Annotated in this window: 23 protein-coding genes and 1 rRNA gene; 18 read left to right on the top strand and 6 right to left on the bottom strand. The window is 57.5% G+C overall.

The genetic code is table 11. The features are described 5' to 3' along the window. Positions 1-71 (bottom strand): 16S ribosomal RNA (locus tag BMW97_RS21470); the annotation flags it as partial. A 495-nt stretch (positions 72-566) separates the two neighbouring features. Here BMW97_RS21470 and BMW97_RS21460 point away from each other — a divergent pair. Further along, positions 567-1520: a nickel/cobalt transporter gene (locus tag BMW97_RS21460; protein ID WP_045909209.1), complete on the top strand. Its 954-nt coding sequence runs from the start codon at positions 567-569 to the stop codon at positions 1518-1520. A 33-nt stretch (positions 1521-1553) separates the two neighbouring features. Here BMW97_RS21460 and proP read toward each other — a convergent pair whose 3' ends face one another. Next, positions 1554-3056: a glycine betaine/L-proline transporter ProP gene (gene proP / locus BMW97_RS21455; protein ID WP_024906762.1), complete on the bottom strand. Its 1503-nt coding sequence runs from the start codon at positions 3054-3056 to the stop codon at positions 1554-1556. Positions 3057-3706: 650 nt separating this feature from the next. Between proP and kdgT the strand changes: the two genes are divergently transcribed. Beyond that, complete coding sequence (gene kdgT / locus BMW97_RS21450) at positions 3707-4699, top strand: 2-keto-3-deoxygluconate transporter (protein ID WP_045909208.1); 993 nt, start codon at positions 3707-3709, stop codon at positions 4697-4699. 64 nt (positions 4700-4763) lie between these two features. Here the strand turns inward: kdgT and BMW97_RS21445 are convergent, their stop codons facing one another. Together BMW97_RS21445 and crfC are read right to left on the bottom strand one after the other, a co-directional pair. Next, positions 4764-5639 carry a diguanylate cyclase regulator RdcB family protein gene (locus BMW97_RS21445; protein WP_045909207.1) on the bottom strand — a complete coding sequence of 292 codons (876 nt, stop codon included), beginning with the start codon at positions 5637-5639 and terminating at the stop codon, positions 4764-4766. Continuing rightward, positions 5636-7981, bottom strand: coding sequence for a clamp-binding protein CrfC (crfC, locus tag BMW97_RS21440; protein ID WP_045909206.1), 2346 nt, complete (start codon positions 7979-7981; stop codon positions 5636-5638). Before crfC ends, BMW97_RS21445 begins: the two co-directional genes overlap by 4 nt. 594 nt (positions 7982-8575) lie before the next feature. Between crfC and BMW97_RS21435 the strand changes: the two genes are divergently transcribed. The 16 genes from BMW97_RS21435 to phnP all read left to right on the top strand — a co-directional run bounded on the left by BMW97_RS21435 (position 8576) and on the right by phnP (position 20464). Beyond that, positions 8576-8911 carry a zinc ribbon domain-containing protein YjdM gene (locus BMW97_RS21435; protein WP_045909205.1) on the top strand — a complete coding sequence of 112 codons (336 nt, stop codon included), beginning with the start codon at positions 8576-8578 and terminating at the stop codon, positions 8909-8911. A gap of 80 nt (positions 8912-8991) precedes the next feature. Beyond that, the gene (yjdN, locus tag BMW97_RS21430) at positions 8992-9432 is read left to right on the top strand and encodes a VOC family metalloprotein YjdN (protein ID WP_045909204.1); all 441 of its coding nucleotides are present in this window, start codon (positions 8992-8994) and stop codon (positions 9430-9432) included. Positions 9433-9604: 172 nt separating this feature from the next. Beyond that, positions 9605-10393, top strand: coding sequence for a phosphonate ABC transporter ATP-binding protein (gene phnC, locus BMW97_RS21425; RefSeq protein WP_045909203.1), 789 nt, complete (start codon positions 9605-9607; stop codon positions 10391-10393). 24 nt (positions 10394-10417) lie between these two features. Further along, positions 10418-11434 carry a phosphonate ABC transporter substrate-binding protein gene (gene phnD / locus BMW97_RS21420; protein WP_024906756.1) on the top strand — a complete coding sequence of 339 codons (1017 nt, stop codon included), beginning with the start codon at positions 10418-10420 and terminating at the stop codon, positions 11432-11434. 102 nt (positions 11435-11536) lie between these two features. Beyond that, positions 11537-12316, top strand: coding sequence for a phosphonate ABC transporter, permease protein PhnE (gene phnE / locus BMW97_RS21415; RefSeq protein ID WP_045909202.1), 780 nt, complete (start codon positions 11537-11539; stop codon positions 12314-12316). Between the two features lie 20 nt (positions 12317-12336). Then, positions 12337-13062: a phosphonate metabolism transcriptional regulator PhnF gene (phnF, locus tag BMW97_RS21410; protein ID WP_023326523.1), complete on the top strand. Its 726-nt coding sequence runs from the start codon at positions 12337-12339 to the stop codon at positions 13060-13062. After that, entirely contained in the window at positions 13063-13515 is a 453-nt protein-coding gene (gene phnG, locus BMW97_RS21405) for a phosphonate C-P lyase system protein PhnG (RefSeq protein WP_045909201.1), read from the top strand. Further along, the gene (gene phnH / locus BMW97_RS21400) at positions 13512-14096 is read left to right on the top strand and encodes a phosphonate C-P lyase system protein PhnH (RefSeq protein WP_045909200.1); all 585 of its coding nucleotides are present in this window, start codon (positions 13512-13514) and stop codon (positions 14094-14096) included. Before phnG ends, phnH begins: the two co-directional genes overlap by 4 nt. Beyond that, positions 14096-15160, top strand: coding sequence for a carbon-phosphorus lyase complex subunit (locus BMW97_RS21395; protein WP_045909199.1), 1065 nt, complete (start codon positions 14096-14098; stop codon positions 15158-15160). The genes phnH and BMW97_RS21395 overlap by 1 nt, the downstream gene beginning before the upstream one ends. Continuing rightward, positions 15153-15998 (top strand): alpha-D-ribose 1-methylphosphonate 5-phosphate C-P-lyase PhnJ, encoded by an 846-nt coding sequence (locus tag BMW97_RS21390; RefSeq protein ID WP_045909198.1) that lies wholly within the window; start codon positions 15153-15155, stop codon positions 15996-15998. The genes BMW97_RS21395 and BMW97_RS21390 overlap by 8 nt, the downstream gene beginning before the upstream one ends. Then, positions 15995-16750 (top strand): phosphonate C-P lyase system protein PhnK, encoded by a 756-nt coding sequence (gene phnK / locus BMW97_RS21385; RefSeq protein ID WP_045909197.1) that lies wholly within the window; start codon positions 15995-15997, stop codon positions 16748-16750. The genes BMW97_RS21390 and phnK overlap by 4 nt, the downstream gene beginning before the upstream one ends. Before the next feature lie 157 nt (positions 16751-16907). Beyond that, positions 16908-17588, top strand: coding sequence for a phosphonate C-P lyase system protein PhnL (gene phnL / locus BMW97_RS21380; RefSeq protein WP_045909196.1), 681 nt, complete (start codon positions 16908-16910; stop codon positions 17586-17588). Further along, on the top strand, positions 17585-18721 hold the full coding sequence (gene phnM, locus BMW97_RS21375; protein ID WP_045909195.1) for an alpha-D-ribose 1-methylphosphonate 5-triphosphate diphosphatase: 1137 nt from the start codon (positions 17585-17587) through the stop codon (positions 18719-18721). The genes phnL and phnM overlap by 4 nt, the downstream gene beginning before the upstream one ends. Further along, on the top strand, positions 18718-19269 hold the full coding sequence (gene phnN / locus BMW97_RS21370) for a ribose 1,5-bisphosphokinase (RefSeq protein WP_090393124.1): 552 nt from the start codon (positions 18718-18720) through the stop codon (positions 19267-19269). The genes phnM and phnN overlap by 4 nt, the downstream gene beginning before the upstream one ends. Beyond that, positions 19262-19696 (top strand): aminoalkylphosphonate N-acetyltransferase, encoded by a 435-nt coding sequence (phnO, locus tag BMW97_RS21365; protein ID WP_045909193.1) that lies wholly within the window; start codon positions 19262-19264, stop codon positions 19694-19696. Before phnN ends, phnO begins: the two co-directional genes overlap by 8 nt. A 9-nt stretch (positions 19697-19705) precedes the next feature. Continuing rightward, positions 19706-20464 carry a phosphonate metabolism protein PhnP gene (gene phnP / locus BMW97_RS21360; protein ID WP_045909192.1) on the top strand — a complete coding sequence of 253 codons (759 nt, stop codon included), beginning with the start codon at positions 19706-19708 and terminating at the stop codon, positions 20462-20464. Positions 20465-20546: 82 nt separating this feature from the next. On the opposite strand, the gene yjdP is transcribed toward phnP, so the two are convergent. Together yjdP and BMW97_RS21350 are read right to left on the bottom strand one after the other, a co-directional pair. Then, positions 20547-20861 (bottom strand): DDRRRQL repeat protein YjdP, encoded by a 315-nt coding sequence (gene yjdP, locus BMW97_RS21355; RefSeq protein WP_090393122.1) that lies wholly within the window; start codon positions 20859-20861, stop codon positions 20547-20549. Between the two features lie 75 nt (positions 20862-20936). Further along, the gene (locus BMW97_RS21350; RefSeq protein WP_008500049.1) at positions 20937-21563 is read right to left on the bottom strand and encodes a GNAT family N-acetyltransferase; all 627 of its coding nucleotides are present in this window, start codon (positions 21561-21563) and stop codon (positions 20937-20939) included. Between the last annotated feature and the right edge of the window lie 58 nt (positions 21564-21621).

The following is a 21621-nucleotide window of genomic DNA, read 5'->3' as shown; positions in this document are numbered from 1 at the left end:
TACCGCTCGACTTGCATGTGTTAGGCCTGCCGCCAGCGTTCAATCTGAGCCATGATCAAACTCTTCAATTTAAGTTTGATGCTCGTGAATTAAACTTCGTAATGAATTACGCATGTTCACTCAGAGACTTGGTATTCATTTATTGTCCGAAGACATTAAGAATCCATGTCACTTTGAGTGCCCACACAGATTGTCTGATAAATTGTTAAAGAGCAGTGCAACGCGGCTTTTGCTCACCGTTGCGAGGTGGCGTATATTACGCTTTCCTCTTTCAGAGTCAACCCGTTATTTCAGGATTTTTTCTCTTCAACCGAACCGCTTGTTGTGTGAAGTGATTCACATCCGCCGTGTCGATGGAGGCGCATTATAGGGAGTTCCCGAACGACCGCAACCGAAAAGTTGCAAAAAAATGACTGACTGCTGCATTCCCCAGCAAAACCCCGCCTTATACCCTTTTATGCACAAAGTTATCCACAATCTTGCACGGATCCGGACGCGATCCCACGAATTGAGCGGGAAGATCAACTATACTAGCGGCAAATACTCTCCTCTGTGCAGGCCGCTTCATGACCACACAACGCCTCACCCGTGACTGGCGTCTCCCTACCGCTGGGTTGATGCTGCTGGCAATTCTCTTTGCCGGTTTTACCCTGCATACGCACTGGAACGCCTTTATCCAGTGGTGTCTTGCCACGCAAATTACCCTGCACCGTTATCTGGTGATGTACCTGCTGCAGCTGAATAACCACCAGTACAGCGGTGGGTTATGGCTGTTAACGGGGGCTTTCCTTTATGGTGTCCTTCACGCCATCGGACCCGGGCACGGAAAATTCATTGTGACGACCTATCTGACCACCAATAAGGAAAGTGAGCTGGCCGCCCGGGTCGTCCCCTTCCTGGGTAGCCTGATGCAGGGCGTCAGCGCCATTCTGTTTGTCTTTATTCTGGCGGTAGGGTTCAACCTCGCTTCAGGGGATATCAGTACCAGCCGCTGGTACGTGGAGAAGATCAGCGCAGTGCTTATTGGCGCATTCGGCGCATTTGTCATTTACCAGGCGCTGAGGAGTCTGCGCCCGCGCAGGATGTCTGTCTTTGCCATTAAGCCGCTTCATCAGCACGACGAACACTGTGGCTGCGGCCATCACGGCGTAGGTACAGACCTGACGCAGGGCGACTGGAAAACCCGTCTGGGCGTGATTCTGGCAATTGGGGCACGCCCGTGCAGCGGGGCGATCATGATTCTGATGTTTTCGAACGCGCTGGGCATCATTACCTGGGGAGTGGCCGCAGTCATGACCATGTCTCTGGGAACCGCGCTCTCTATTGTGGGGCTTTCCCTGGCTGTACGGTACGCCCGCGAACGTACGGTGACCTGGTTCGGAGAAAGCGCCTCATTAAGATGGCTGGTGCCGGCAGTCAAAATAGCCGGAGGGATAGTCCTGATCCTGTTCGCGACGGTGCTGTTCCTGACGGTGATCCCCATCAGTGCCAATGGCGACTACATCGCCGCCGGATGCTAATAAAAGAAAACCCGCCGTTGGCGGGTTTCTTTATTACTCGTTGATGCGTGGATGCTGATCCACCAGTCGGGAGCGTTTTTTCTGCAGCTCTTCAATCTCGGCGTCAATATCCTCAATCTTCTGCTCTACATTATCGTAGTGCTCACGCAGGATCTCTTTCGCTTCCTGAATATCCGATGCCGCAGGCGTGGCGCCTTTCAGAGGACGATTCGCCGTCTCCTTCATGGTAATACCGGTAATCAAACCAATCACCGCGATCACCATCAGGTAATAAGCAGGCATCATCAGGTTCTGCGTGCTCTCCACCAGCGAGGCGGCAAGCGTCGGGGTCAGACCGGCAATCAGTACCGAGATGTTAAAGGCCGCGGCCAGCGCGCTGTAGCGAATGTGGGTCGGGAACATTGCGGGCAGCGTTGAGGCCATCACCCCGATAAAGCAGTTAAGGATCACCGCCAGCATCAGCAGACCGGCAAAAATCAGCCCCAGCACATCGCTGTTAATCAGAATAAATGCCGGGATTGCCAGCGCAAACAGCGCAACGCTTCCCAGAATAATGAACGGTCGACGGCCAAAACGGTCACTCAACAGGCCCATAATCGGCTGCACAAACAGCATACCGACCATAATGGCGATAATAATCAGCACACCGTGATCTTCCGAGTAGTGCAGGTTATGCGACAGATAGCTCGGCATGTAGGTCAGCAGCATGTAGTAGGTCACGTTGGTCGAAATCACCAGACCAATACAGGTCAGCAGGCTGCGCCAGTGCTTAGTGGCAATCTCTTTGAACGATACCTTCGGACCATCCTGCAGCCCTTCACGGTCACCCTGTTCCAGCTTATCGACGTGCTGCTGGAACGCAGGCGTCTCTTCAAGCGCATGACGCAGGTAGAGACCAATGATCCCCAGCGGCAGTGCCAGGAAGAACGGGATACGCCAGCCCCAGTCGAGGAAGTTCGCTTCCCCTACTACGGTTGAAATCAGCACCACCACGCCTGCGCCCAGAACGAACCCGGCAATGGAGCCGAAGTCCAGCCAGCTTCCCATAAAGCCGCGCTTACGGTCGGGGGAATACTCGGCAACAAAGATCGAGGCGCCGGTATATTCACCACCCACGGAGAAGCCCTGTGCCATCTTACAGATCAGCAGCAGAATCGGTGCCCAAATGCCGATGGTGGCGTAAGACGGGATAAGACCGATACAGAATGTACTGATCGACATAATGACGATGGTGATAGCCAGGATCTTCTGACGACCATATTTATCACCGAGCATACCGAAGAACAGACCACCCAGCGGGCGAATCAGGAAGGGGACGGAGAACGTACCCAGTGCGGCAATCATCTGCAGGCTGGGATCGGCCCCGGGGAAAAACACTTTACCTAACGCATAGGCCACAAAGCCGTAGACACCAAAATCGAACCATTCCATCGCATTACCGAGCGAGGCTGCGGTAATCGCTTTACGCAGTTTTGCGTCATCAATAATGGTGACGTCGCGAAGCGTGATGGGTTTAATCTTTTTCCTTCTCAGCATAGCTATCCTCGTTGACTCGGCCCTGTCTGTTTCACAGTCCAGTTTACGTTCTGTGAACCATGGGATCCGCTCCATGCGAATCGCCTTATTCAAGCGTAGCAGGTTTACTTACATTGACGTTTTACGTCGATACAACCGAACCTGTTGACGCCTGCCTGGGCAGTTAATGACCTTTTTACCCTACCAGCGTTTATATTTGTGATCAACTTCACACATATTTCAGCGTCAGGTCAACTCGTTCCCGGATTTGTCAATGAGTGCAAATAAGCACTTTCTCATCCCCGCCTTTAGAGCCCCTTCACACACATCATGAGTTCTTTCTCAACAAAAAAACAAACCACGTTTTCTCACATCCAATTTACATAAATTTTCATCGTCAGGAAGCCATCGATGTTTTTACATTGAATATGTGACAAAGATAACTAAAACGATGTTTTATTTTCATTGAATCAATATTCCATTGATCGCATGATAAATCCGAATACAACGTTTCATGTGTTTTCCAATGAGGTCAATCGAGAGCACTCATTTATTTTCCTTGCAGGGTTATCGAGAAATGCCCCTCAAGCACAAACGCCAATCAATTGAATTTATTGACTAAAATTTAGCACCGATCGCCCGTCAGGCGGGGTCAGATGTGAGGATTGTCTATGAAGATTAAAGCCACGATAGAACGCATACCCGGCGGTATGATGCTGGTTCCGCTGGTACTGGGCGCCATCCTGAATACCCTTGCCCCTGATACCGGGGCTTATTTTGGCGGTTTCACAAAAGGCATGATAACGGGCACGGTTCCGATTCTTGCCGTCTGGTTTTTTTGTATCGGTGCATCCATTAATTTACGGGCGACGGGTACCGTATTACGGAAATCCGGTACGCTGGTAATAACCAAAATAGCGGTAGCCTGGGCAGTAGCGATGATATGCGCGATGTTCATCCCGGAGACTGGAATTCAGACCGGGTTCTTCGCGGGATTATCGGTGCTGGCGATTGTCTCAGCGATGGATATGACTAACGGCGGATTGTACGCCAGCCTGATGAATCAGTACGGGACAAAAGAAGAGTCCGGCGCATTTGTGTTGATGTCTCTGGAGTCTGGCCCGCTGATGACGATGCTGATCCTGGGGTCTGCTGGCCTGGCCTCTTTTGAACCCCACCACTTTGTCGGCGCGATCCTGCCCTTCCTGATCGGCTTTGCCCTTGGCAATCTCGATCACGATCTGCGTGATTTCTTCAGCAAAGCCACGCCGGTGCTGATCCCATTCTTCGGCTTCGCGCTGGGGAACACCATCAATCTGAAGGTTATCCTTGATACTGGCCTACTGGGTATTGTGCTGGGTGTCGCCGTAATTATCATTACCGGTATCCCGCTAATCATTGCCGACCGCGCGATCGGGGGAGGAAATGGCACAGCGGGCGTCGCCGCCTCTTCAGCCGCAGGCGCTGCCGTCGCCAACCCGGTGATTATTGCCCAGATTAACCCGGCCTTCGAACCGGTGGCCGCTTCCGCGACGGCGCTGGTTGCGGCCAGCGTGATTGTCACCGCGATTCTGGTGCCGATCGTCACGGCGCTGTATGCGAAACGCTACGGGAATATGCAAGAGACCCAGCCTGAACCGAAACCAATTGAAATGAATCATTAACGCGCCGCACCAAACCATTCCCTCTCCCCCCGGGGAGAGGATCAAGGCGAGGGGAAGAAGGGATTCACCCAAAAATCTCTTCCACCATCCCGTCCACCAGCCGTTTTGCCGAACAGAGCCTCGGCATTCCCAGCGCGACGGTCTGCCAGTTTTGCGTCACTGACCAGCTCACCGGATGCTTATCCGCCTGACACCAGTCCCCCAGCCAGCCCAGCATGTCTTTATGATCGATCAATCCCGGCGAAGCCGGCGTTGTCAGCCACTGGTGATAAAAATGGCGGGTCGTGGGGGAGGCATTGATGCCCTGCGCCAGATAGTTAGCCGCCATGCTGCGCAGGTTATCCTTAAGCATTGCCGCCACATCTTCGTTCGCGAGACGGCATGCGTCGCCAAATGCCCCCCAGCGCAGCTCCTCCAGGACGATAAAACAGCGCCCGGCCAGCGACCAGCCATCATAATGCCCGGCCCGCCAGCGGGTAAAAATTTGCTCGCTGTGCTCACCCGCCTGCACCGTCAGGCCGCGCTGGGTCAGCGCCTTTTCCTTATAGGCTGCGCGTTGGGTAAAATGAGACACGAGATCGGCGTACTGCTGTGTCAGTCCGGGGGACTGCAGGGTGCGCGGGTGAGTCTGCTGACGCAGCGCAATCAGCTTCTCTGCCATCAGCGTCAGCGCGAGATGACCCGGATCAAGCATGCTGGCCAGTTTTTCCGCCAGACCCAGACGCAGCCCCGCATTTTCATTGAGCATCCCCGCCATTGCCCAGGGGCGTAGACGGGTATGCGTCATGATTTCCTGCGTCAAACGCTCACGAAACTGCAGCTGCTGTGGTCCCAGGCGAGGATGACGCGCTGCGTCTCCCCCCTGCACCAGATCGACCATAAATTTTGGATTAATACACTCCAGCGTTCGCCCGGGGCCGTCCAGTAGTGGTGTTGTCATGGTTGCTCTGCCGCGAATAGGGTTTGAATATCATCGCGTAACAGTCGGGTATCTTCCTGTATCCACGTCGCAGTAGTGATGCTTTGCTTCAACAACTGGCAGAGCGCTCGGGTTGAGTGCTCATTTTGCTGACGCACTGCGAGGCTATCACGCAAGCTTTCCTGTAACCCGGTCAGGCACAACGAAAATTCTGCAAAGAACGTCGCCATTCCTGCCGTAACAGAGACATCGACCTGCGCGGACAAAGCTTTACGTATTTGTTCACAAAACTGATCAATATGTTGCTTAAATTTGTCATTTAGCTGCGCAATGTCGATAACATACCGCGTGCGCGTTTCCACATACTCGTCCCAGCCCCAGCCCGGATTATTGAGCCAACGAGAGACCGTTTCACGCATGCTGCTCCCGCCGGAGGGAGGGACGGTCTGGCTGTCGTCCTGCGCAATCGCATCGTTGAACAGCGCCCGCGTATTGAAGTTAAGCTGGCTTGCCTGAAACGCCGGGAAGCTGATCCGCGCCCGAAAACCCGCATGGCTCAGATGCTCTTTAATACGCGTTTCGATGGGACGCATGGCTTCGTTCAGAGAGCGCGCCAGCGTGGACTCCAGCTGATCGAAGCGTAACGCCAGCTCCCGGCCGATCTTCGTCTGGGCATCCAGCATCACCTGCTCGCAGGAGGCGCGTAATTTACTCAGCGCAATCTGCGCCTGCCTTTCATCGTCCAGAACCAGCTGCTTCAGCACCTCACCGCGAAGGTTCGGCCGGTCGGTGCCTGGCAAATCAAGAATCGGGTGCGTGCTGAACACCTGCTCAATCTCATGGTGTAGCGCGGTTTTTTGGGACCCGATAAAGTCCGCGGTAGCGCTCAGCGCTTCCTCAACCTCGTGTTTCACCTCATCGCTCACCACGCACTGACGCGTCTGCAAAAGCGCCATGTCCTCTTCCAGACGTGCAATATTCAACTCCAGCGCCTCAAAGGCCACCGTCAGCCCCTGATAGCGGAAATCGAGATACTCGCGGGCATTTTGCGCGTAGTTGAGCAGCTTATGAGAGGCCGAACGCAGCGCGTATAGCGAGGCATTGGCATAGGCGGCGTAAATCAGCTTACGTATCGGTTGCTCGAAGAGCGAATCTTCCCAGAGCAGATCTGCAGAATGTCGGATATGGTCGATATCGTCCAGGTCCGCCATACGCCAGCGACGTCCGAGTGCCGCTTCGGCAAAATCCTGCACCCAGGGTTGCTCCTGATGATCCGGCAGTTGTCCGTGCGTACTCAACTCGTAGCGCGCGCGGTTCGCCAGATACGCCCACATGGACGACACGGGATAAATCTGCCCAGGCGAAATATTGCCTTTCATTAAGGTGCCGGAGATCATCGCCCGGATTTGTTCTTCATCGTCGCTATTGCGATCTTTCTGATCGAATTTATTCACCAGCGCATACAGCGGCACCGATTTTCCCGCCGCGGAAATGGCCTGGCGGACTTCTTCATCAGAGATGGATTTAAGCTGGGTATAATCCATCACGGCCAGCACCGCCGATGCGCGGGAGAGTTGCTCGCTGAGCATTTTTTGCAGATGCGGCTGTCCGGCCTCGTTCGGCCCGGGCGTGTCGAGCAGCGTCAGTTGCCCGAGGTGGGCATCCAGGCCCGCAAGATGCACGAACTCCACTTCAATGACCGGGATATGTTCGATAGCCGCATATTCCGAGAACGGAAACGCCACGCCCAGCGCCTGGGAAAGTCTCACCAGGTCATTGAGGCTTTTCAGACAATGAAATATCGGCTGCGCGCCCAGATGATGCTTCTCAAACGCTTCCCCTTTTTCAATGCGCTCCAGCAGCGTATTCATGTCTTTATCAATTTCCAGACGCTGGGCCAGCTTCCCGCGATCGTAATCGCATAGCTGTTTCTGAAGCAGTTGGATCAATTCATCAATCGGGGAGGCATGAGAGAAATGCAGCACCGGCTCCTTCTGGCCCGGCGTGTGGCGGATCAGCGTCGGCAGCGCCGTCATCGGACGATTGCGGTTCGGCAGCACTTCGGTACCCACAATCGCATTAATAGTGGTCGATTTTCCCGCTTTCATGGTGCCCACAATGGCCAGGACCATTTCCAGCCGGGTTATTTTCCGTAATTCATTATTCAGCATCGCCTGCTGCGCGTCGACGCCGCGCGCGCTAAAATGCAAAGGTAAAACGTTGTTCGTTTCGCCAGTAATAGCAGCCGCAGTGCTCTCCAGCATTGCAGTCGGCATTGATTTCAACGTATCAAGATTTTGCAGGGCAAGCTGTAACAAACGCTCCGCTTCCTGGCTTAATTCAAAAATGGTCTGTGTGTGCATGATAAAAGCCTTTCCTTAACGCAAATTTATTACTTTTATTAAGCCACTTGTTTTAATTATGTCGTTCAGGCTTATATGATCACGTGTGGAAAACATGTTCGCCGAAATATAACTGATTGAAGATAATCAGAAATAATTCACTATCCTTGCATGGCGTGTATAGCTTCTCTCCTGGCCCGTTAGCCAAAAGAAAAAAGCGTAGCCCATTTTTAAGAAACTTCAGGATATATCATCATTATTTATCCACCTAAAAAGAGAGGTAATGCGCCACTGCCATAAGATATGTAGGGCAGTGAAGTCCGGCGATAAATAACAATGTGTCGCTTCACCTTATCCGAAATGGCAGAGCGTAGCAATTTGCTGCAATAAAATATTCGATATATTTATCGTCATTTCTTCCCACCGTGTTAATGGGCGTAAGCATCGCTTAACTGACTGACAGAACGTGTCACTCCCGATACGCTTTTTGCCTTTTTTAATTCACAATATCACCGACAACGGTGTGGATTTGCGCTATACTTGCCGCCTTTTTCGGCACCCTGCCGTCATTTTGCTGGCACTTTCCAGCGCGTTTACACTTTTGAGGATACCGATATGTCACTTCCACACTGCCCAAAATGCAATTCTGAATACACCTATGAAGATAATGGCATGTTCATCTGCCCGGAATGCGCTCATGAATGGAATGATGCCGAGCCGGCTCAGGATGCTGATACGCTCATCGTGAAAGATGCGAACGGCAATCTGCTGGCGGACGGTGACAGCGTTACCGTCGTTAAGGACCTGAAGGTGAAAGGCAGTTCTTCCATGCTGAAAATCGGCACCAAAGTGAAGAATATCCGTCTGGTTGAAGGCGATCATAATATTGACTGCAAAATTGACGGCTTCGGTCCGATGAAACTGAAATCTGAGTTCGTGAAAAAGAACTGATTTACCCGCCCGGTGGCGCTTCGCTTGCCGGGCTTTCGGGAACTACACTTAATGGGCTTTTCTTACGTGAGGTAAAGATTATGCCGTTAAGTCCCTACATCTCTTTCGCTGGCAACTGCGCTGAGGCCACCGCCTTCTACCAGCAAGCCGTCGGCGCAGAGCTTCTCTATAAAATTACCTTCGGCGAAATGCCAAAAAGCGATAACAGCGATGAAGGCTGTCCGTCCGGTATGCAATTTGCGGATTCGGCTATCGCCCACTCCAACGTCCGCATTGCGGGCAGCGATATCATGATGAGCGACGGGATGCCGCCTGGCAGCAACGCGCAGTACGCGGGCTTTACGCTGGTGCTCGACACCCAGGACGTCAATGAAGGCAAGCGCTGGTTCGACAACCTTGCCGATGGCGGGAATATCGAAATGGCCTGGCAGGAGACCTTCTGGGCGCACGGTTTCGGTAAAGTCACCGACAAATACGGCGTGCCGTGGATGATTAACGTCGTCAAGCAACAAACGTCGTAGGCAGGACACGCGCAGCGCATCCGCCCACAGCGCCGGTGGCGCTGCGCTGACCGGGCCTACGGTGATTGTCATCAAACTCCGCTCAACTCTTCAAACTACCGCAACCTGCACTTAACCCAAATGTCACATTGATGCGCCAGCATGAGGCCACATTTATCGTGAGGCCCAGCACATGCAAACTGTCATCCGCGTCGAGAAACTGAGCAAGACCTTCAATCACAACAAGGCTCTGCATGCCGTTGATCTGACCGTCCGGCAGAGCGACATGGTGGCGCTTCTCGGGCCTTCCGGCTCGGGTAAATCCACCCTTCTGCGCCATTTGAGCGGGCTTATCACCGGCGATAAAACGCCGGAAAGCCACGTCGAGCTGCTGGGTAATACCGTGCAGCGCGCGGGGCGTCTGGCGAGCGATATCCGCAAGAGCCGTGCCCAGACGGGCTACATCTTCCAGCAGTTCAACCTGGTAAACCGCCTGACGGTGCTGGAGAACGTGCTGATTGGCGCGCTCGGCAGCACCCCGTTCTGGCGCACCTGTCTGCGCTGGTTCACCCCTTCCCAGAAGCAGGAAGCCTTACAGGCGCTGACCCGCGTCGGGATGACGCACTTCGCCCACCAGCGCGTCTCCACCCTGTCCGGCGGACAACAGCAGCGCGTGGCGATTGCGCGCGCGCTGATGCAGAAAGCGCAAATCATTCTCGCTGACGAACCCATTGCCTCGCTGGACCCGGAGTCCGCCCGCATCGTGATGGAAACCCTGCGCGACATTAACCAGAACGACGGCATTACCGTGGTGGTCACGCTGCATCAGGTGGATTACGCCCTGCGCTATTGCGAACGCATCGTCGCCCTGCGTCAGGGACACGTGTTCTTTGATGGCGCGAGCCATCAGTTTGATAACGAACGTTTTGACCATCTCTACCGCAGCATTAACCGCGTCGAAGAGAACGCGCAGGCTGCTTAATTAAACCCGATCCGAGGAAAGTACATGAGCTACAAAGCCGTTGCCGCGCTGGCCTTTACCAGCATGTTCAGCCTCAGCACCCTGTTAAGCCCGGCGTATGCACAAGAGCAGGAAAAAGCGCTGAACTTCGGCATTATTTCGACGGAATCACAGCAAAACCTGAAACCTCAGTGGGAACCGTTCCTGAAAGATATGGAAACCAAACTGGGGATCAAAGTGAACGCCTTCTTCGCCCCGGACTACGCGGGCATCATCCAGGGGATGCGCTTTAATAAAGTAGACATCGCCTGGTACGGCAACCTCTCCGCCATGGAAGCGGTGGACCGCGCGAACGGCCAGGTCTTTGCCCAGACCGTCGCGGCAGATGGCTCCCCGGGCTACTGGAGCGTGCTGATCGTCAACAAAGACAGCCCAATCAACAACCTCAATGACATGCTCGCCAAACGCAAAGAGCTGACCTTCGGCAACGGCGATCCGAACTCTACCTCCGGCTACCTTGTCCCTGGCTACTACGTCTTCGCCAAAAACAACGCCTCCGCCAGCGACTTCAAGCGCACGGTGAACGCCAGCCATGAAACCAACGCTCTGGCCGTGGCCAACAAGCAGGTGGATGTTGCCACCAACAACACCGAGAACCTCGACAAGCTGAAGACCTCCGCCCCGGACAAGCTGAAAGAGATCAAGGTTATCTGGAAATCACCGCTGATCCCCGGCGACCCGATCGTGTGGCGTAAAAACCTGTCCGAAAGCACCAAGGACAAGGTGTACGACTTCTTTATGACCTATGGCAAAACGCCGGAAGAGAAAGCGGTCCTCGAACGTCTGGGCTGGGCACCGTTCCGCCCGTCAAGCGACCTGCAGCTGGTCCCGATTCGCCAGCTGGCGCTGTTTAAAGAGATGCAGGGCGTGAAGGACAACAAAGGCCTGAAGGACGAGGAGAAGACCAGCAAAGTGGCCGCGATTCAGGCCCAGCTTGAAGACCTCGACCGCCTGACCGCCGCGCTCGGCGCGATGACGAGCGTGAATAAAGCGGTGCAGTAACGCTTTTCGCCCGGTGGCGCTGCGCTTACCGGGCCTACATTTTGGATCGTAGGCCGGATAAGCGTAGCGCCATCCGGCACACAAAGACCTGCGGAGTAATACATGCAAACCATCACCCTCCCACCGCCAAAGCGCAGCTGGTTCTCGCTCATAAGCTGGGCCATCCTGCTGGCGGTGCTGGTTATCTCCTGGAAGGGCGCGGAAATGGATCCGCTGCTGCTCTTCAAAGACGCGGGCAACATGGCGACCTTCGCCGCCGACTTCTTCCCGCCGGACTTCAGCCAGTGGCAGGACTACCTCAGCGAAATGGCGGTCACCCTGCAAATCGCCGTCTGGGGCACCGCGCTGGCCGTTATTCTCTCTGTTCCGTTTGGCCTGATGAGCGCCGAAAACATCGTGCCGTGGTGGGTATACCAGCCCATGCGCCGCCTGATGGACGCCTGTCGAGCGATCAACGAAATGGTCTTTGCGATGCTGTTCGTGGTCGCCGTCGGCCTGGGTCCGTTTGCGGGCGTCATGGCACTGTTCATCCACACTACCGGCGTGCTCTCCAAGCTGCTCTCCGAGGCGGTCGAAGCCATTGAGCCCGGTCCGGTGGAAGGCATTCGCGCGACCGGCGCCAACAAAATCGAAGAGATCCTCTACGGCGTTCTGCCACAGGTGATGCCGCTGCTGATCTCCTACTCCCTGTACCGCTTTGAGTCCAACGTCCGCTCCGCCACCGTCGTCGGCATGGTGGGCGCAGGCGGGATTGGCGTCACCCTGTGGGAAGCGATTCGCGGTTTCCAGTTCCAGCAAACCTGTGCCCTGATGGTGCTTATCATCATCACCGTCAGCCTGCTGGATTTCCTCTCTCAACGTTTGCGTAAGCACTTCATCTGAGAAGCGAGGCTTTGTTTTCTATGCACTTATCCAGACATCCGACCAGTTACCCTACCCGCTGGCAAGAGATTGCGGCGAAGCTCGAAGTGGAGCTGCGCACGCACTACCGCTGCGGAGACTACCTTCCTGCCGAGCAGCAGCTTGCCGACCGCTATGAAGTGAACCGACACACCCTGCGCCGTGCCATTGACCAGCTGGTCGAGCGCGGCTGGGTCCAGCGCCGTCAGGGCGTGGGCGTGCTGGTGCTGATGCGCCCGTTCGACTACCCGCTTAACGCCCAGGCGCGCTTTAGCCAGAACCTGCTGGATCAGGGCAGCCACCCGACCAGCGAAAAGCTGCTCTCTGTCTTACGCCCGGCCTCCAGCCACGTGGCGGACGCGCTGGGTATTCAGGAGGGCGACAACGTCATCCACCTGCGCACCCTGCGCCGGGTCAACGGCGTCGCGGTGTGCCAGATAGACCACTACTTCGCGGATCTCACCCTCTGGCCAGTGCTGCAGAATTTCTCCAGCGGTTCGCTACATGATTTTCTCCAGAATGCGACAGGCATTGCGCTGAAACGCACCCAGACGCGTATCAGCGCCCGCCGCGCGCAGGCGAAAGAGAGCAAAGTGCTCGAAATCCCCAATATGGCCCCGCTGCTCTGCGTGCGCACCCTCAACCACCGTGACGGCGAGATCGACGCGACGGAATATTCCGTCAGCCTGACCCGCGCCGACATGATCGAATTCACCATGGAGCACTGAATGCACTTCGACACCGCCACCCGACAGCGCTGGATGCGCGTGCTGGCCCACAGCCAGCCAGCTGCGCTGTCTGCCCGCATGAACGCCCTTAGCCTGGCTCCCGGGTACGACATCCTCCGCGCGCCGGAGATCGGCCTTGTGCAGATCCAGGCGCGCATGGGCGGCACCGGCGAGCGCTTTTTCGCCGGGGATGCCACCCTCACCCGCGCAGCGATCCGCCTGCACAGCGGCACGCTGGGCTACAGCTACGTGCTGGGGCGTGATAAAGCCCACGCCGAGCGCTGCGCGGTCATCGACGCGCTTTTACAGGAACCACCGCATTTCCAGACGCTGATGGAAACCCTTATTTCCCCGCTGGAGGCCGACCGCGCCGCACGTCTTGCCGCGCGTCAGGCCGAAGTGAATACCAGCCGGGTCGACTTCTTTACGCTCGTTCGCGGAGACAACGCATGACGCTTCAACCTGCTTTTACCCTGGCCATCCAGGATGCCCAACACAGTTTTCGTCGTCTGCTGAAGGCGATGAGCGAGCCGGGCGTGATCGTCTCGCTGCACCAGCTCTCCCAGGGCTGGCTGCCGCTGAACCTGGCGACAACCAGCGTGCTGCTAACCCTGGCCGACAACGATACCCCGGTATGGCTTTCGGGCGCCCTGTCGAACGACATCGCCAGCCAGAACCTGCGTTTTCACACCGGCGCTCCGCTGGTCGATCAGCCCCGGCAGGCGATCTTTGCCGTGGCCGACGAACAAATCAGCCATGAACAGCTGAATGCCCTGAGCGAAGGCACCGCCGTCGCCCCGGAAACCAGCGCCACGCTGATTTTGCAGGTCGCCAGCCTGAGCGGCGGCCGCATGCTGCGCCTGACCGGCGCAGGCATCGCCGACGAACGCATGGTCGCGCCGCAGCTGCCAGAGTGCATCATTCACGAGCTGACCGAGCGCCCGCACCCGTTCCCTCTGGGCATTGACCTGATCCTGACCTGCGGCGAACGCCTGCTGGCCATCCCGCGGACCACCCACGTGGAGGTGTGCTGATGTACGTTGCCGTCAAAGGGGGCGAGAAGGCCATCGCCGCCGCCCATGCGCTGCAGGCGCACAGACGACGGGGCGATGAACAGCTGCCCGAGCTGAGCGTCGCCCAAATCGAGCAGCAGCTAAACCTCGCCGTAGACCGGGTAATGACCGAGGGCGGCATCGCCGACCGAGAACTGGCGGCGCTGGCCCTGAAGCAGGCCAGCGGTGATAACGTGGAAGCGATCTTCCTGCTGCGCGCCTACCGCACCACGCTGGCGAAACTGGCGGTCAGCGAGCCGGTGAATACGGCAGAGATGCGCCTGGAGCGCCGCATTTCTGCCGTTTATAAAGACATCCCCGGCGGCCAGCTGCTTGGCCCTACCTGTGACTACACCCATCGCCTGCTGGATTTTACCCTGCTGGCGAACGGCGAGACGTCGCCGCTCAGCACCTCTGACGCCGAACAGGAACCGTCTCCGCACGTCTTCAGCCTGCTGGCGAAACAGGGCCTGGCGAAGGCGGAAGCGGATTCCGGCGCGCAGCCGGATGACATCACCCGCACGCCGCCGGTCTACCCGTGTTCACGCTCGTCCCGCCTGCAGCAGCTGATGCGCGGCGACGAAGGCTATCTGCTGGCGCTGGCCTACTCCACCCAGCGAGGCTACGGGCGTAACCATCCGTTTGCCGCCGAAATTCGCAGCGGCTACATCGACGTTGAAATCGTGCCGGAAGAGCTGGGATTTGCGGTGAACGTCGGCGAACTGCTGATGACAGAATGCGAAATGGTGAACGGTTTTGTCGCGCCCGAAAATGAAGACCCGCACTTTACCCGCGGCTACGGGCTGGTGTTTGGCCTTGGCGAGCGCAAGGCGATGGCCATGGCGCTGGTCGACCGCGCCCTGCAGGCGCCGGACTACGGCGAACACATCGCGGGCCCGGCACAGGACGAAGAGTTCGTCCTGGCCCACGCGGATAACGTCGAGGCCGCGGGCTTCGTCTCGCACCTCAAGCTGCCGCACTACGTCGATTTCCAGGCCGAACTGGAACTGCTGAAACGCCTGCAACGGGAGCGCAAACATGGCTAACTTAAGCGGCTACAACTTTGCCTATCTGGATGAGCAAACCAAACGCATGATCCGCCGAGCGATACTTAAAGCGGTGGCGATCCCGGGCTATCAGGTGCCGTTCGGCGGCCGCGAAATGCCGATGCCCTACGGCTGGGGGACGGGCGGCATCCAGATTACCGCCAGCGTGATCGGCGAGGCGGACGTGCTGAAGGTCATCGACCAGGGCGCGGACGACACCACCAACGCCGTGTCGATCCGCAACTTCTTCCAGCGGGTAACGGGCGTCGCGACCACGGAAAAAACCGAAGACGCGACGCTGATCCAGACCCGTCACCGCATCCCCGAAACCCCGCTGACGGAAGATCAGATTTTGATTTTCCAGGTGCCGATCCCGGAGCCGCTGCGCTTTATCGAGCCACGCGAAACCGAAACCCGCATCATGCACGCCCTGGAAGAGTACGGGGTCATGCAGGTGAAGCTGTATGAGGATATCGCCCGCTTCGGCCATATCGCCACTACCTACGCCTACCCGGTGAAGGTCAACGGGCGCTACGTCATGGACCCGTCGCCGATCCCGAAATTTGATAACCCGAAGATGGACATGATGCCCGCCCTGCAGCTGTTCGGTGCCGGACGTGAAAAACGCATCTACGCCGTCCCGCCCTACACGCGTGTCGAAAGCCTGGATTTCGACGATCACCCGTTTACGGTGCAGGAGTGGGACGAGCCGTGCGCCATCTGCGGTTCCAAACACAGCTATCTGGATGAAGTGGTGCTGGATGACACGGGCAAACGGATGTTTGTCTGCTCCGACACCGATTTCTGCCGCCAACAGAGCGAGGCGAACGGCCAATGAAACCGCTGCTTTCGGTTAACAACCTGACCCACCTGTATGCGCCGGGCAAAGGCTTTAGCGACGTGTCGTTCGAGCTGTGGCCGGGTGAAGTGCTGGGGATTGTCGGCGAGTCCGGTTCCGGCAAAACCACTCTGCTGAAATCCATCTCCGCGCGCCTGACGCCGCAACACGGCGAGATACTCTACCAGGGACACTCCCTCTACGGCATGAGCGAGGCCGAGCGCCGCCGCCTGCTGCGCACCGAGTGGGGCGTGGTGCATCAGCACCCGATGGACGGCCTGCGCCGTCAGGTCTCGGCGGGGGGCAACATCGGCGAACGCCTGATGGCCACCGGCGCGCGCCACTACGGCAACATCCGCGCCACGGCGCAGCGCTGGCTGGAGGAGGTGGAAATTCCCGCGTCACGCATCGACGATCTGCCCACCACCTTCTCCGGCGGCATGCAGCAGCGCCTGCAGATCGCCCGCAACCTGGTCACGCACCCGAAGCTGGTGTTTATGGATGAACCCACCGGCGGGCTGGACGTCTCGGTGCAGGCTCGTCTGCTCGACCTGCTGCGCGGCCTGGTGGTAGAGCTGAACCTGGCAGTGGTGATTGTCACCCACGATCTGGGCGTTGCGCGCCTGCTGGCGGACCGCCTGCTGGTGATGAAGCAGGGTCGGGTGGTGGAAAGTGGGTTAACCGACCGTGTGCTCGACGATCCCCACCATCCCTACACCCAGTTGCTGGTGTCGTCCGTGTTGCAGAACTGAGGTTGCTGCTGCCGGGTGGCGCTGCGCTTACCCGGCCTACGAATAGCGCACCTGTAGGCCGGGTAAGGCGTAGCCGCCACCCGGCAACACGAACACCGCACCTTGTAGGCCGGGTAAGGCGAAGCCGCCACCCGGCAAAACAAATCGCGAGGCCAACATGATCCACGTACAAAACGTAAGTAAGACCTTTGTGCTCCACCAGCAAAACGGCGTGCGTCTGCCGGTCCTGCAAAATGCCTCTCTGGAGGTTAATCGCGGCGAATGCGTGGTGCTGCACGGCCATTCCGGCAGCGGAAAATCGACCCTGCTGCGCTCCCTCTACGCCAACTATTTGCCCGACGAAGGCCATATTCATATTCGCCACGGCGATGAATGGGTCGACCTGGTACAGGCCCCCGCGCGTAAGGTGCTGGACGTGCGCCGCACCACGATCGGCTGGGTGAGCCAGTTTCTGCGGGTGATCCCGCGGATCTCCGCCCTCGACGTGGTGATGCAGCCGCTGCTGGATCTCGGCGTGCCGCGCGAAACCTGCGCCGCCAAAGCCGCCAGCCTGCTGACGCGCCTCAATGTGCCCGAGCGCCTGTGGCACCTTGCCCCGTCGACCTTTTCCGGCGGCGAGCAGCAGCGCGTCAATATCGCCCGCGGCTTTATCGTCGACTACCCGATTTTACTTCTGGATGAACCCACCGCCTCGCTCGACAGCAAAAACAGCGCCGCCGTGGTGGAACTGATCGAACAGGCCAAAGCGCGCGGGGCGGCGATCGTCGGGATCTTCCACGACGAGAACGTTCGCACCCGCGTCGCGGACCGGCTGCACCCAATGGGGACTCCCGCATGATTATCAATAACGTCAAGCTGGTACTGGACAATGAGGTGGTTGGCGGCTCGATTGAGATCCAGGACGGAACAATCCGCGCGTTTGCCGAAACCCAGAGCCGCTCACCCGAAGCGATGGACGGCGACGGCGGCTGGCTGCTGCCGGGGCTGATCGAACTGCATACCGATAATCTGGACAAGTTCTTCACGCCACGGCCGAAGGTGGACTGGCCCGCGCATTCAGCGATGAGCAGCCACGACGCGCTGATGGTCGCCAGCGGCATCACCACCGTACTGGACGCGGTGGCCATCGGTGACGTGCGCGACGGCGGCGACCGTCTGGAGAACCTGGAGAAGATGATCAACGCCGTGGAGGAGACGCAAAAACGCGGCCTCAACCGCGCCGAGCACCGCCTGCACCTGCGCTGCGAGCTGCCGCACCACACCACCCTGCCGCTGTTTGAAAAGCTGGTCGGCCGCGAGCCAGTCTCGCTGGTCTCCCTGATGGACCACTCGCCGGGGCAGCGTCAGTTCGCCAACATCGAAAAGTATCGCGAATACTATCAGGGCAAATATTCTCTCAGCGATGCGGAGATGGCCCGTTACGAAGAAGAGCAGTTGGCGCTTGCGGCGCAGTGGTCGCAGCCTAACCGTCTCAGGATCGCGGCGATGTGCCGGGACCGAAATATCGCGCTGGCCAGCCATGACGACGCCACACACGATCACGTGGTCGAATCCCATCAGCTTGGCAGCGTGATCGCCGAATTTCCCACCACGTTCGAGGCGGCTGAAGCCTCCCGCAAGCACGGGATGAACGTGCTGATGGGCGCACCGAACATCGTGCGCGGCGGCTCACACTCCGGCAACGTCGCGGCAAGCAAGCTCGCTTCCCTCGGCCTGCTGGATATCCTCTCGTCCGACTATTACCCCGCCAGCCTGCTCGACGCGGCGTTCCGGGTGGCCGACGACGAGGGCAACCGCTTTACGCTACCACAGGCGATTCGCCTGGTGACGAAAAACCCGGCTTCGGCGCTTAACCTGCAGGATCGCGGCGAGATAGCCGAAGGCAAGCGGGCGGATCTGGTGCTGGCCCACCGCAGGGGCGAGCACATCCATATCGACCACGTCTGGCGTCAGGGAAAGAGGGTGTTCTGATGGGAAGACTTATCTGGTTAATGGGGCCGTCCGGCTCCGGTAAGGACAGCCTGCTGTCCGCCTTACGGCAGCAGGAGCATCCGCAACTGCTGGTGGCGCACCGGTACATTACCCGGTCGGCGAATGCGGGGAGTGAAAACCATATCGCCCTGAGCGAGCAGGAGTTTTTCACCCGTGCCGGGCAAAATCTGCTGGCGCTGAGCTGGCACGCCAACGGCTATTACTACGGGATCGGTATCGAGACCGATCTGTGGCTGCATGCGGGGTTCGACGTGCTGGTCAACGGTTCACGGGCGCATCTTTCGCAAGCGCGCGCCCGCTATGGAGCGGCCCTGCTGCCGGTCTGCCTGCAGGTTTCACCGGACGTCCTGCGCAGCCGGTTGCAGAGCCGGGGGCGTGAATCCGCCCGTGAGATCGACCAGCGGCTGGAGCGTGCGGCCCGCTATACCCCGTCCGACTGCCACGTCCTCAATAACGACGGAAGTTTGCTACAGTCAGTCGAGACCTTTTTATCGCTTATCCGTCAGAAGGAGAAACAGCATGCCTGACTGCACGCTTCGTCCCGCCACCGCCGACGATGCGCAAATCGTTTACGCGTTAATCTGCGAGTTAAAGCAGGCCGAGTTCGATCGCCAGGCGTTTCACGCGGGCTATCTTGCCAATCTGCAGGATCGCAATATGCGCTATCAGCTTGCCGAACTGGACGGGCAGGTCATCGGCATGATCGGCCTGCACCTGCAGTTTCACCTCCACCATGCACGCTGGATCGGCGAGATCCAGGAGTTGGTGGTGATGCCGCAGGCGCGCGGATTAAAGGTGGGCAGCCAGCTGCTGGCCTGGGCGGAAGGGGTGGCACGAGAGGCCGGCGCGGAGCTGACCGAACTCTCCACCAGCGTGAAGCGCGTGGACGCCCATCGTTTTTACGTTCGTGAAGGATATACGCAGAGCCATTTCCGATTCACCAAACCGCTGTAGAGGTGCGTTATGAGTCTGACAATCACGTTAACAGGAACCGGAAGCGCGCAACTCGTGCCGGTCTTTGGCTGCGACTGCGCGGCGTGTCGCCGGGCGCGCCTGCAGGATAACTATCGCCGTCGTCCCTGTAGCGCGGTGGTCAAATTCAACGATGCGGTGACCCTGCTGGATGCCGGTATTCCGCACCTGATGGACGACTGGGCCGCAGGCAGCTTTCAGCAATTTTTGCTCACCCATTACCATATGGATCACGTCCAGGGGCTCTTCCCCCTGCGTTGGGGCGTGGGCGCGACGATCCCCGTTTACGGTCCGCCGGATGAAGCGGGATGCGACGACCTGTTTAAACATCCGGGGATTCTGGATTTCAGCCACACGGTCGAACCGTTTGTGATGTTTGAGCTCCAGGGTTTGCGGGTCACGCCGCTGCCGCTCAACCATTCGAAACTGACCTTCGGGTATTTGCTGGAATCGGCCCACAGCCGCGTGGCCTGGCTGTCCGATACCGCCGGACTGCCGGAAAAAACGGTGAAGTTCCTGCTCAACAATCAGCCGCAGGCGATGATTATCGACTGCAGCCACGAACCGCGCGACGAGACGCCGCGAAACCATTGCGACTTAAATACCGTGATGGCGCTAAACGAGGTGATTGGCTGCCCGCAGGTGATCCTGACGCATATCAGCCATCAGTTTGACGTGTGGATGATGGATAACCCGCTGCCCGACGGCATTGAAGCGGGGTATGACGGGATGGTGCTGGTACTGGACTGAGTTTTGCCGGGTGGCGGCTGCGCCTTACCCGGCCTACGGTCCAGGTTTTTGCAGGCCTGCGCCTGCGAAGCGCCACCAGGCTTTAGCCTCGATCGTAATCGTCTTCTAACCTGCGCTCATCCTCTTCTAACCGACGCCTGTCGTCATCCAGCTGGCGCTGGCGCTCGTCTAAACGGCGGCGTCTGTCTTCGAGCTGCCGACGACGATCGTCGTACTGTCGACTGTCGATTTGACGGCTGCGGTCATAACGATCGTCGTCGTCATTGCTGCTGGGGTTGTAGGCATCGTTGATCGCCTGCTGAATGTTGCCAATAGCATCATCAACAATGTCGGCATGAGCCAGTTGGCTGGTAAGTGACAGCAGACCAAATAACAGAGCAGTTGAATAACGTTTCATAAGGCCAGACTCGCAGGTGAACTGGCCTTACGATAATGAACAGCAGGAAACGGGGGTAGCGGAGGAATCTCAAATTCAGTTGTGTCCTGGGACTTCCATCAGTTGATTCGCACGCTGTTTATTTTCTGCGACCAGGACGATGCCGTAGCATTTTTGATCCGGCGAATGGCTCCAGATACGATCTTCGGGGATACACCCTCCGTCATAGATAACCTTGCTACCATCATACGGCCAAAATGCGCCCTGCTCGGTATCGAGAACAAATACAGCGATTTGGTCAGACTCACGGGCAATTTTCTGCCAGAGCATCTTCCCACCCTCATATTGTTCAAAGTCGCTGACAAGTGTCACGCCACACTGTAATACCAGGGCTTCATACAGGCGAGTTGCCAGTCCCTTGTCACGCTCGGCGGGATCAACACAGATACCTTCTACCTGAATAACATTGGCATCTTCCCAACAGCGCTCGACGGCAATGATATCTTCACCCAAATGCGTTTTACGTTGTAAATCCAGGGCAGCAACAACCCGATGCCGGGGCACCCCATCGAAGGTTTCGATATCCGCTTCAATAATCGCAGCTCTTGGCGTCTGGCTATCAAAAATAACATGTAGCACTCGCCCGGAAAGCTCAAACTCATCAACGAGTTTAAACGACCTGGCAATTGTGCTCGGGCTGTATGTTGTAGGCATCACGATCATTTGTGAGTCCCCCTTTGTGAGTACCGGCATAATTCCTTTTATATCCCAATCTGCTAAA

Origin of the sequence: Enterobacter sp. NFIX58 (genome assembly GCF_900110475.1) — a bacterium.
Taxonomy (GTDB): Bacteria; Pseudomonadota; Gammaproteobacteria; order Enterobacterales; family Enterobacteriaceae; genus Enterobacter; species Enterobacter quasiroggenkampii.
Note: the sequence above shows the minus strand (reverse complement) of the source record. Positions and strands in the feature narration are given on the sequence as shown.

Coding starts and splice junctions, on each gene's coding strand:
- BMW97_RS21460 (WP_045909209.1), top strand. CDS start 567: ATGACCACACAACGCCTCACCCGTGACTGGCGTCTCCCTACCGCTGGG.
- proP (WP_024906762.1), bottom strand. CDS start 3,056: ATGCTGAGAAGGAAAAAGATTAAACCCATCACGCTTCGCGACGTCACC.
- kdgT (WP_045909208.1), top strand. CDS start 3,707: ATGAAGATTAAAGCCACGATAGAACGCATACCCGGCGGTATGATGCTG.
- BMW97_RS21445 (WP_045909207.1), bottom strand. CDS start 5,639: ATGACAACACCACTACTGGACGGCCCCGGGCGAACGCTGGAGTGTATT.
- crfC (WP_045909206.1), bottom strand. CDS start 7,981: ATGCACACACAGACCATTTTTGAATTAAGCCAGGAAGCGGAGCGTTTG.
- BMW97_RS21435 (WP_045909205.1), top strand. CDS start 8,576: ATGTCACTTCCACACTGCCCAAAATGCAATTCTGAATACACCTATGAA.
- yjdN (WP_045909204.1), top strand. CDS start 8,992: ATGCCGTTAAGTCCCTACATCTCTTTCGCTGGCAACTGCGCTGAGGCC.
- phnC (WP_045909203.1), top strand. CDS start 9,605: ATGCAAACTGTCATCCGCGTCGAGAAACTGAGCAAGACCTTCAATCAC.
- phnD (WP_024906756.1), top strand. CDS start 10,418: ATGAGCTACAAAGCCGTTGCCGCGCTGGCCTTTACCAGCATGTTCAGC.
- phnE (WP_045909202.1), top strand. CDS start 11,537: ATGCAAACCATCACCCTCCCACCGCCAAAGCGCAGCTGGTTCTCGCTC.
- phnF (WP_023326523.1), top strand. CDS start 12,337: ATGCACTTATCCAGACATCCGACCAGTTACCCTACCCGCTGGCAAGAG.
- phnG (WP_045909201.1), top strand. CDS start 13,063: ATGCACTTCGACACCGCCACCCGACAGCGCTGGATGCGCGTGCTGGCC.
- phnH (WP_045909200.1), top strand. CDS start 13,512: ATGACGCTTCAACCTGCTTTTACCCTGGCCATCCAGGATGCCCAACAC.
- BMW97_RS21395 (WP_045909199.1), top strand. CDS start 14,096: ATGTACGTTGCCGTCAAAGGGGGCGAGAAGGCCATCGCCGCCGCCCAT.
- BMW97_RS21390 (WP_045909198.1), top strand. CDS start 15,153: ATGGCTAACTTAAGCGGCTACAACTTTGCCTATCTGGATGAGCAAACC.
- phnK (WP_045909197.1), top strand. CDS start 15,995: ATGAAACCGCTGCTTTCGGTTAACAACCTGACCCACCTGTATGCGCCG.
- phnL (WP_045909196.1), top strand. CDS start 16,908: ATGATCCACGTACAAAACGTAAGTAAGACCTTTGTGCTCCACCAGCAA.
- phnM (WP_045909195.1), top strand. CDS start 17,585: ATGATTATCAATAACGTCAAGCTGGTACTGGACAATGAGGTGGTTGGC.
- phnO (WP_045909193.1), top strand. CDS start 19,262: ATGCCTGACTGCACGCTTCGTCCCGCCACCGCCGACGATGCGCAAATC.
- phnP (WP_045909192.1), top strand. CDS start 19,706: ATGAGTCTGACAATCACGTTAACAGGAACCGGAAGCGCGCAACTCGTG.
- yjdP (WP_090393122.1), bottom strand. CDS start 20,861: ATGAAACGTTATTCAACTGCTCTGTTATTTGGTCTGCTGTCACTTACC.
- BMW97_RS21350 (WP_008500049.1), bottom strand. CDS start 21,563: ATGATCGTGATGCCTACAACATACAGCCCGAGCACAATTGCCAGGTCG.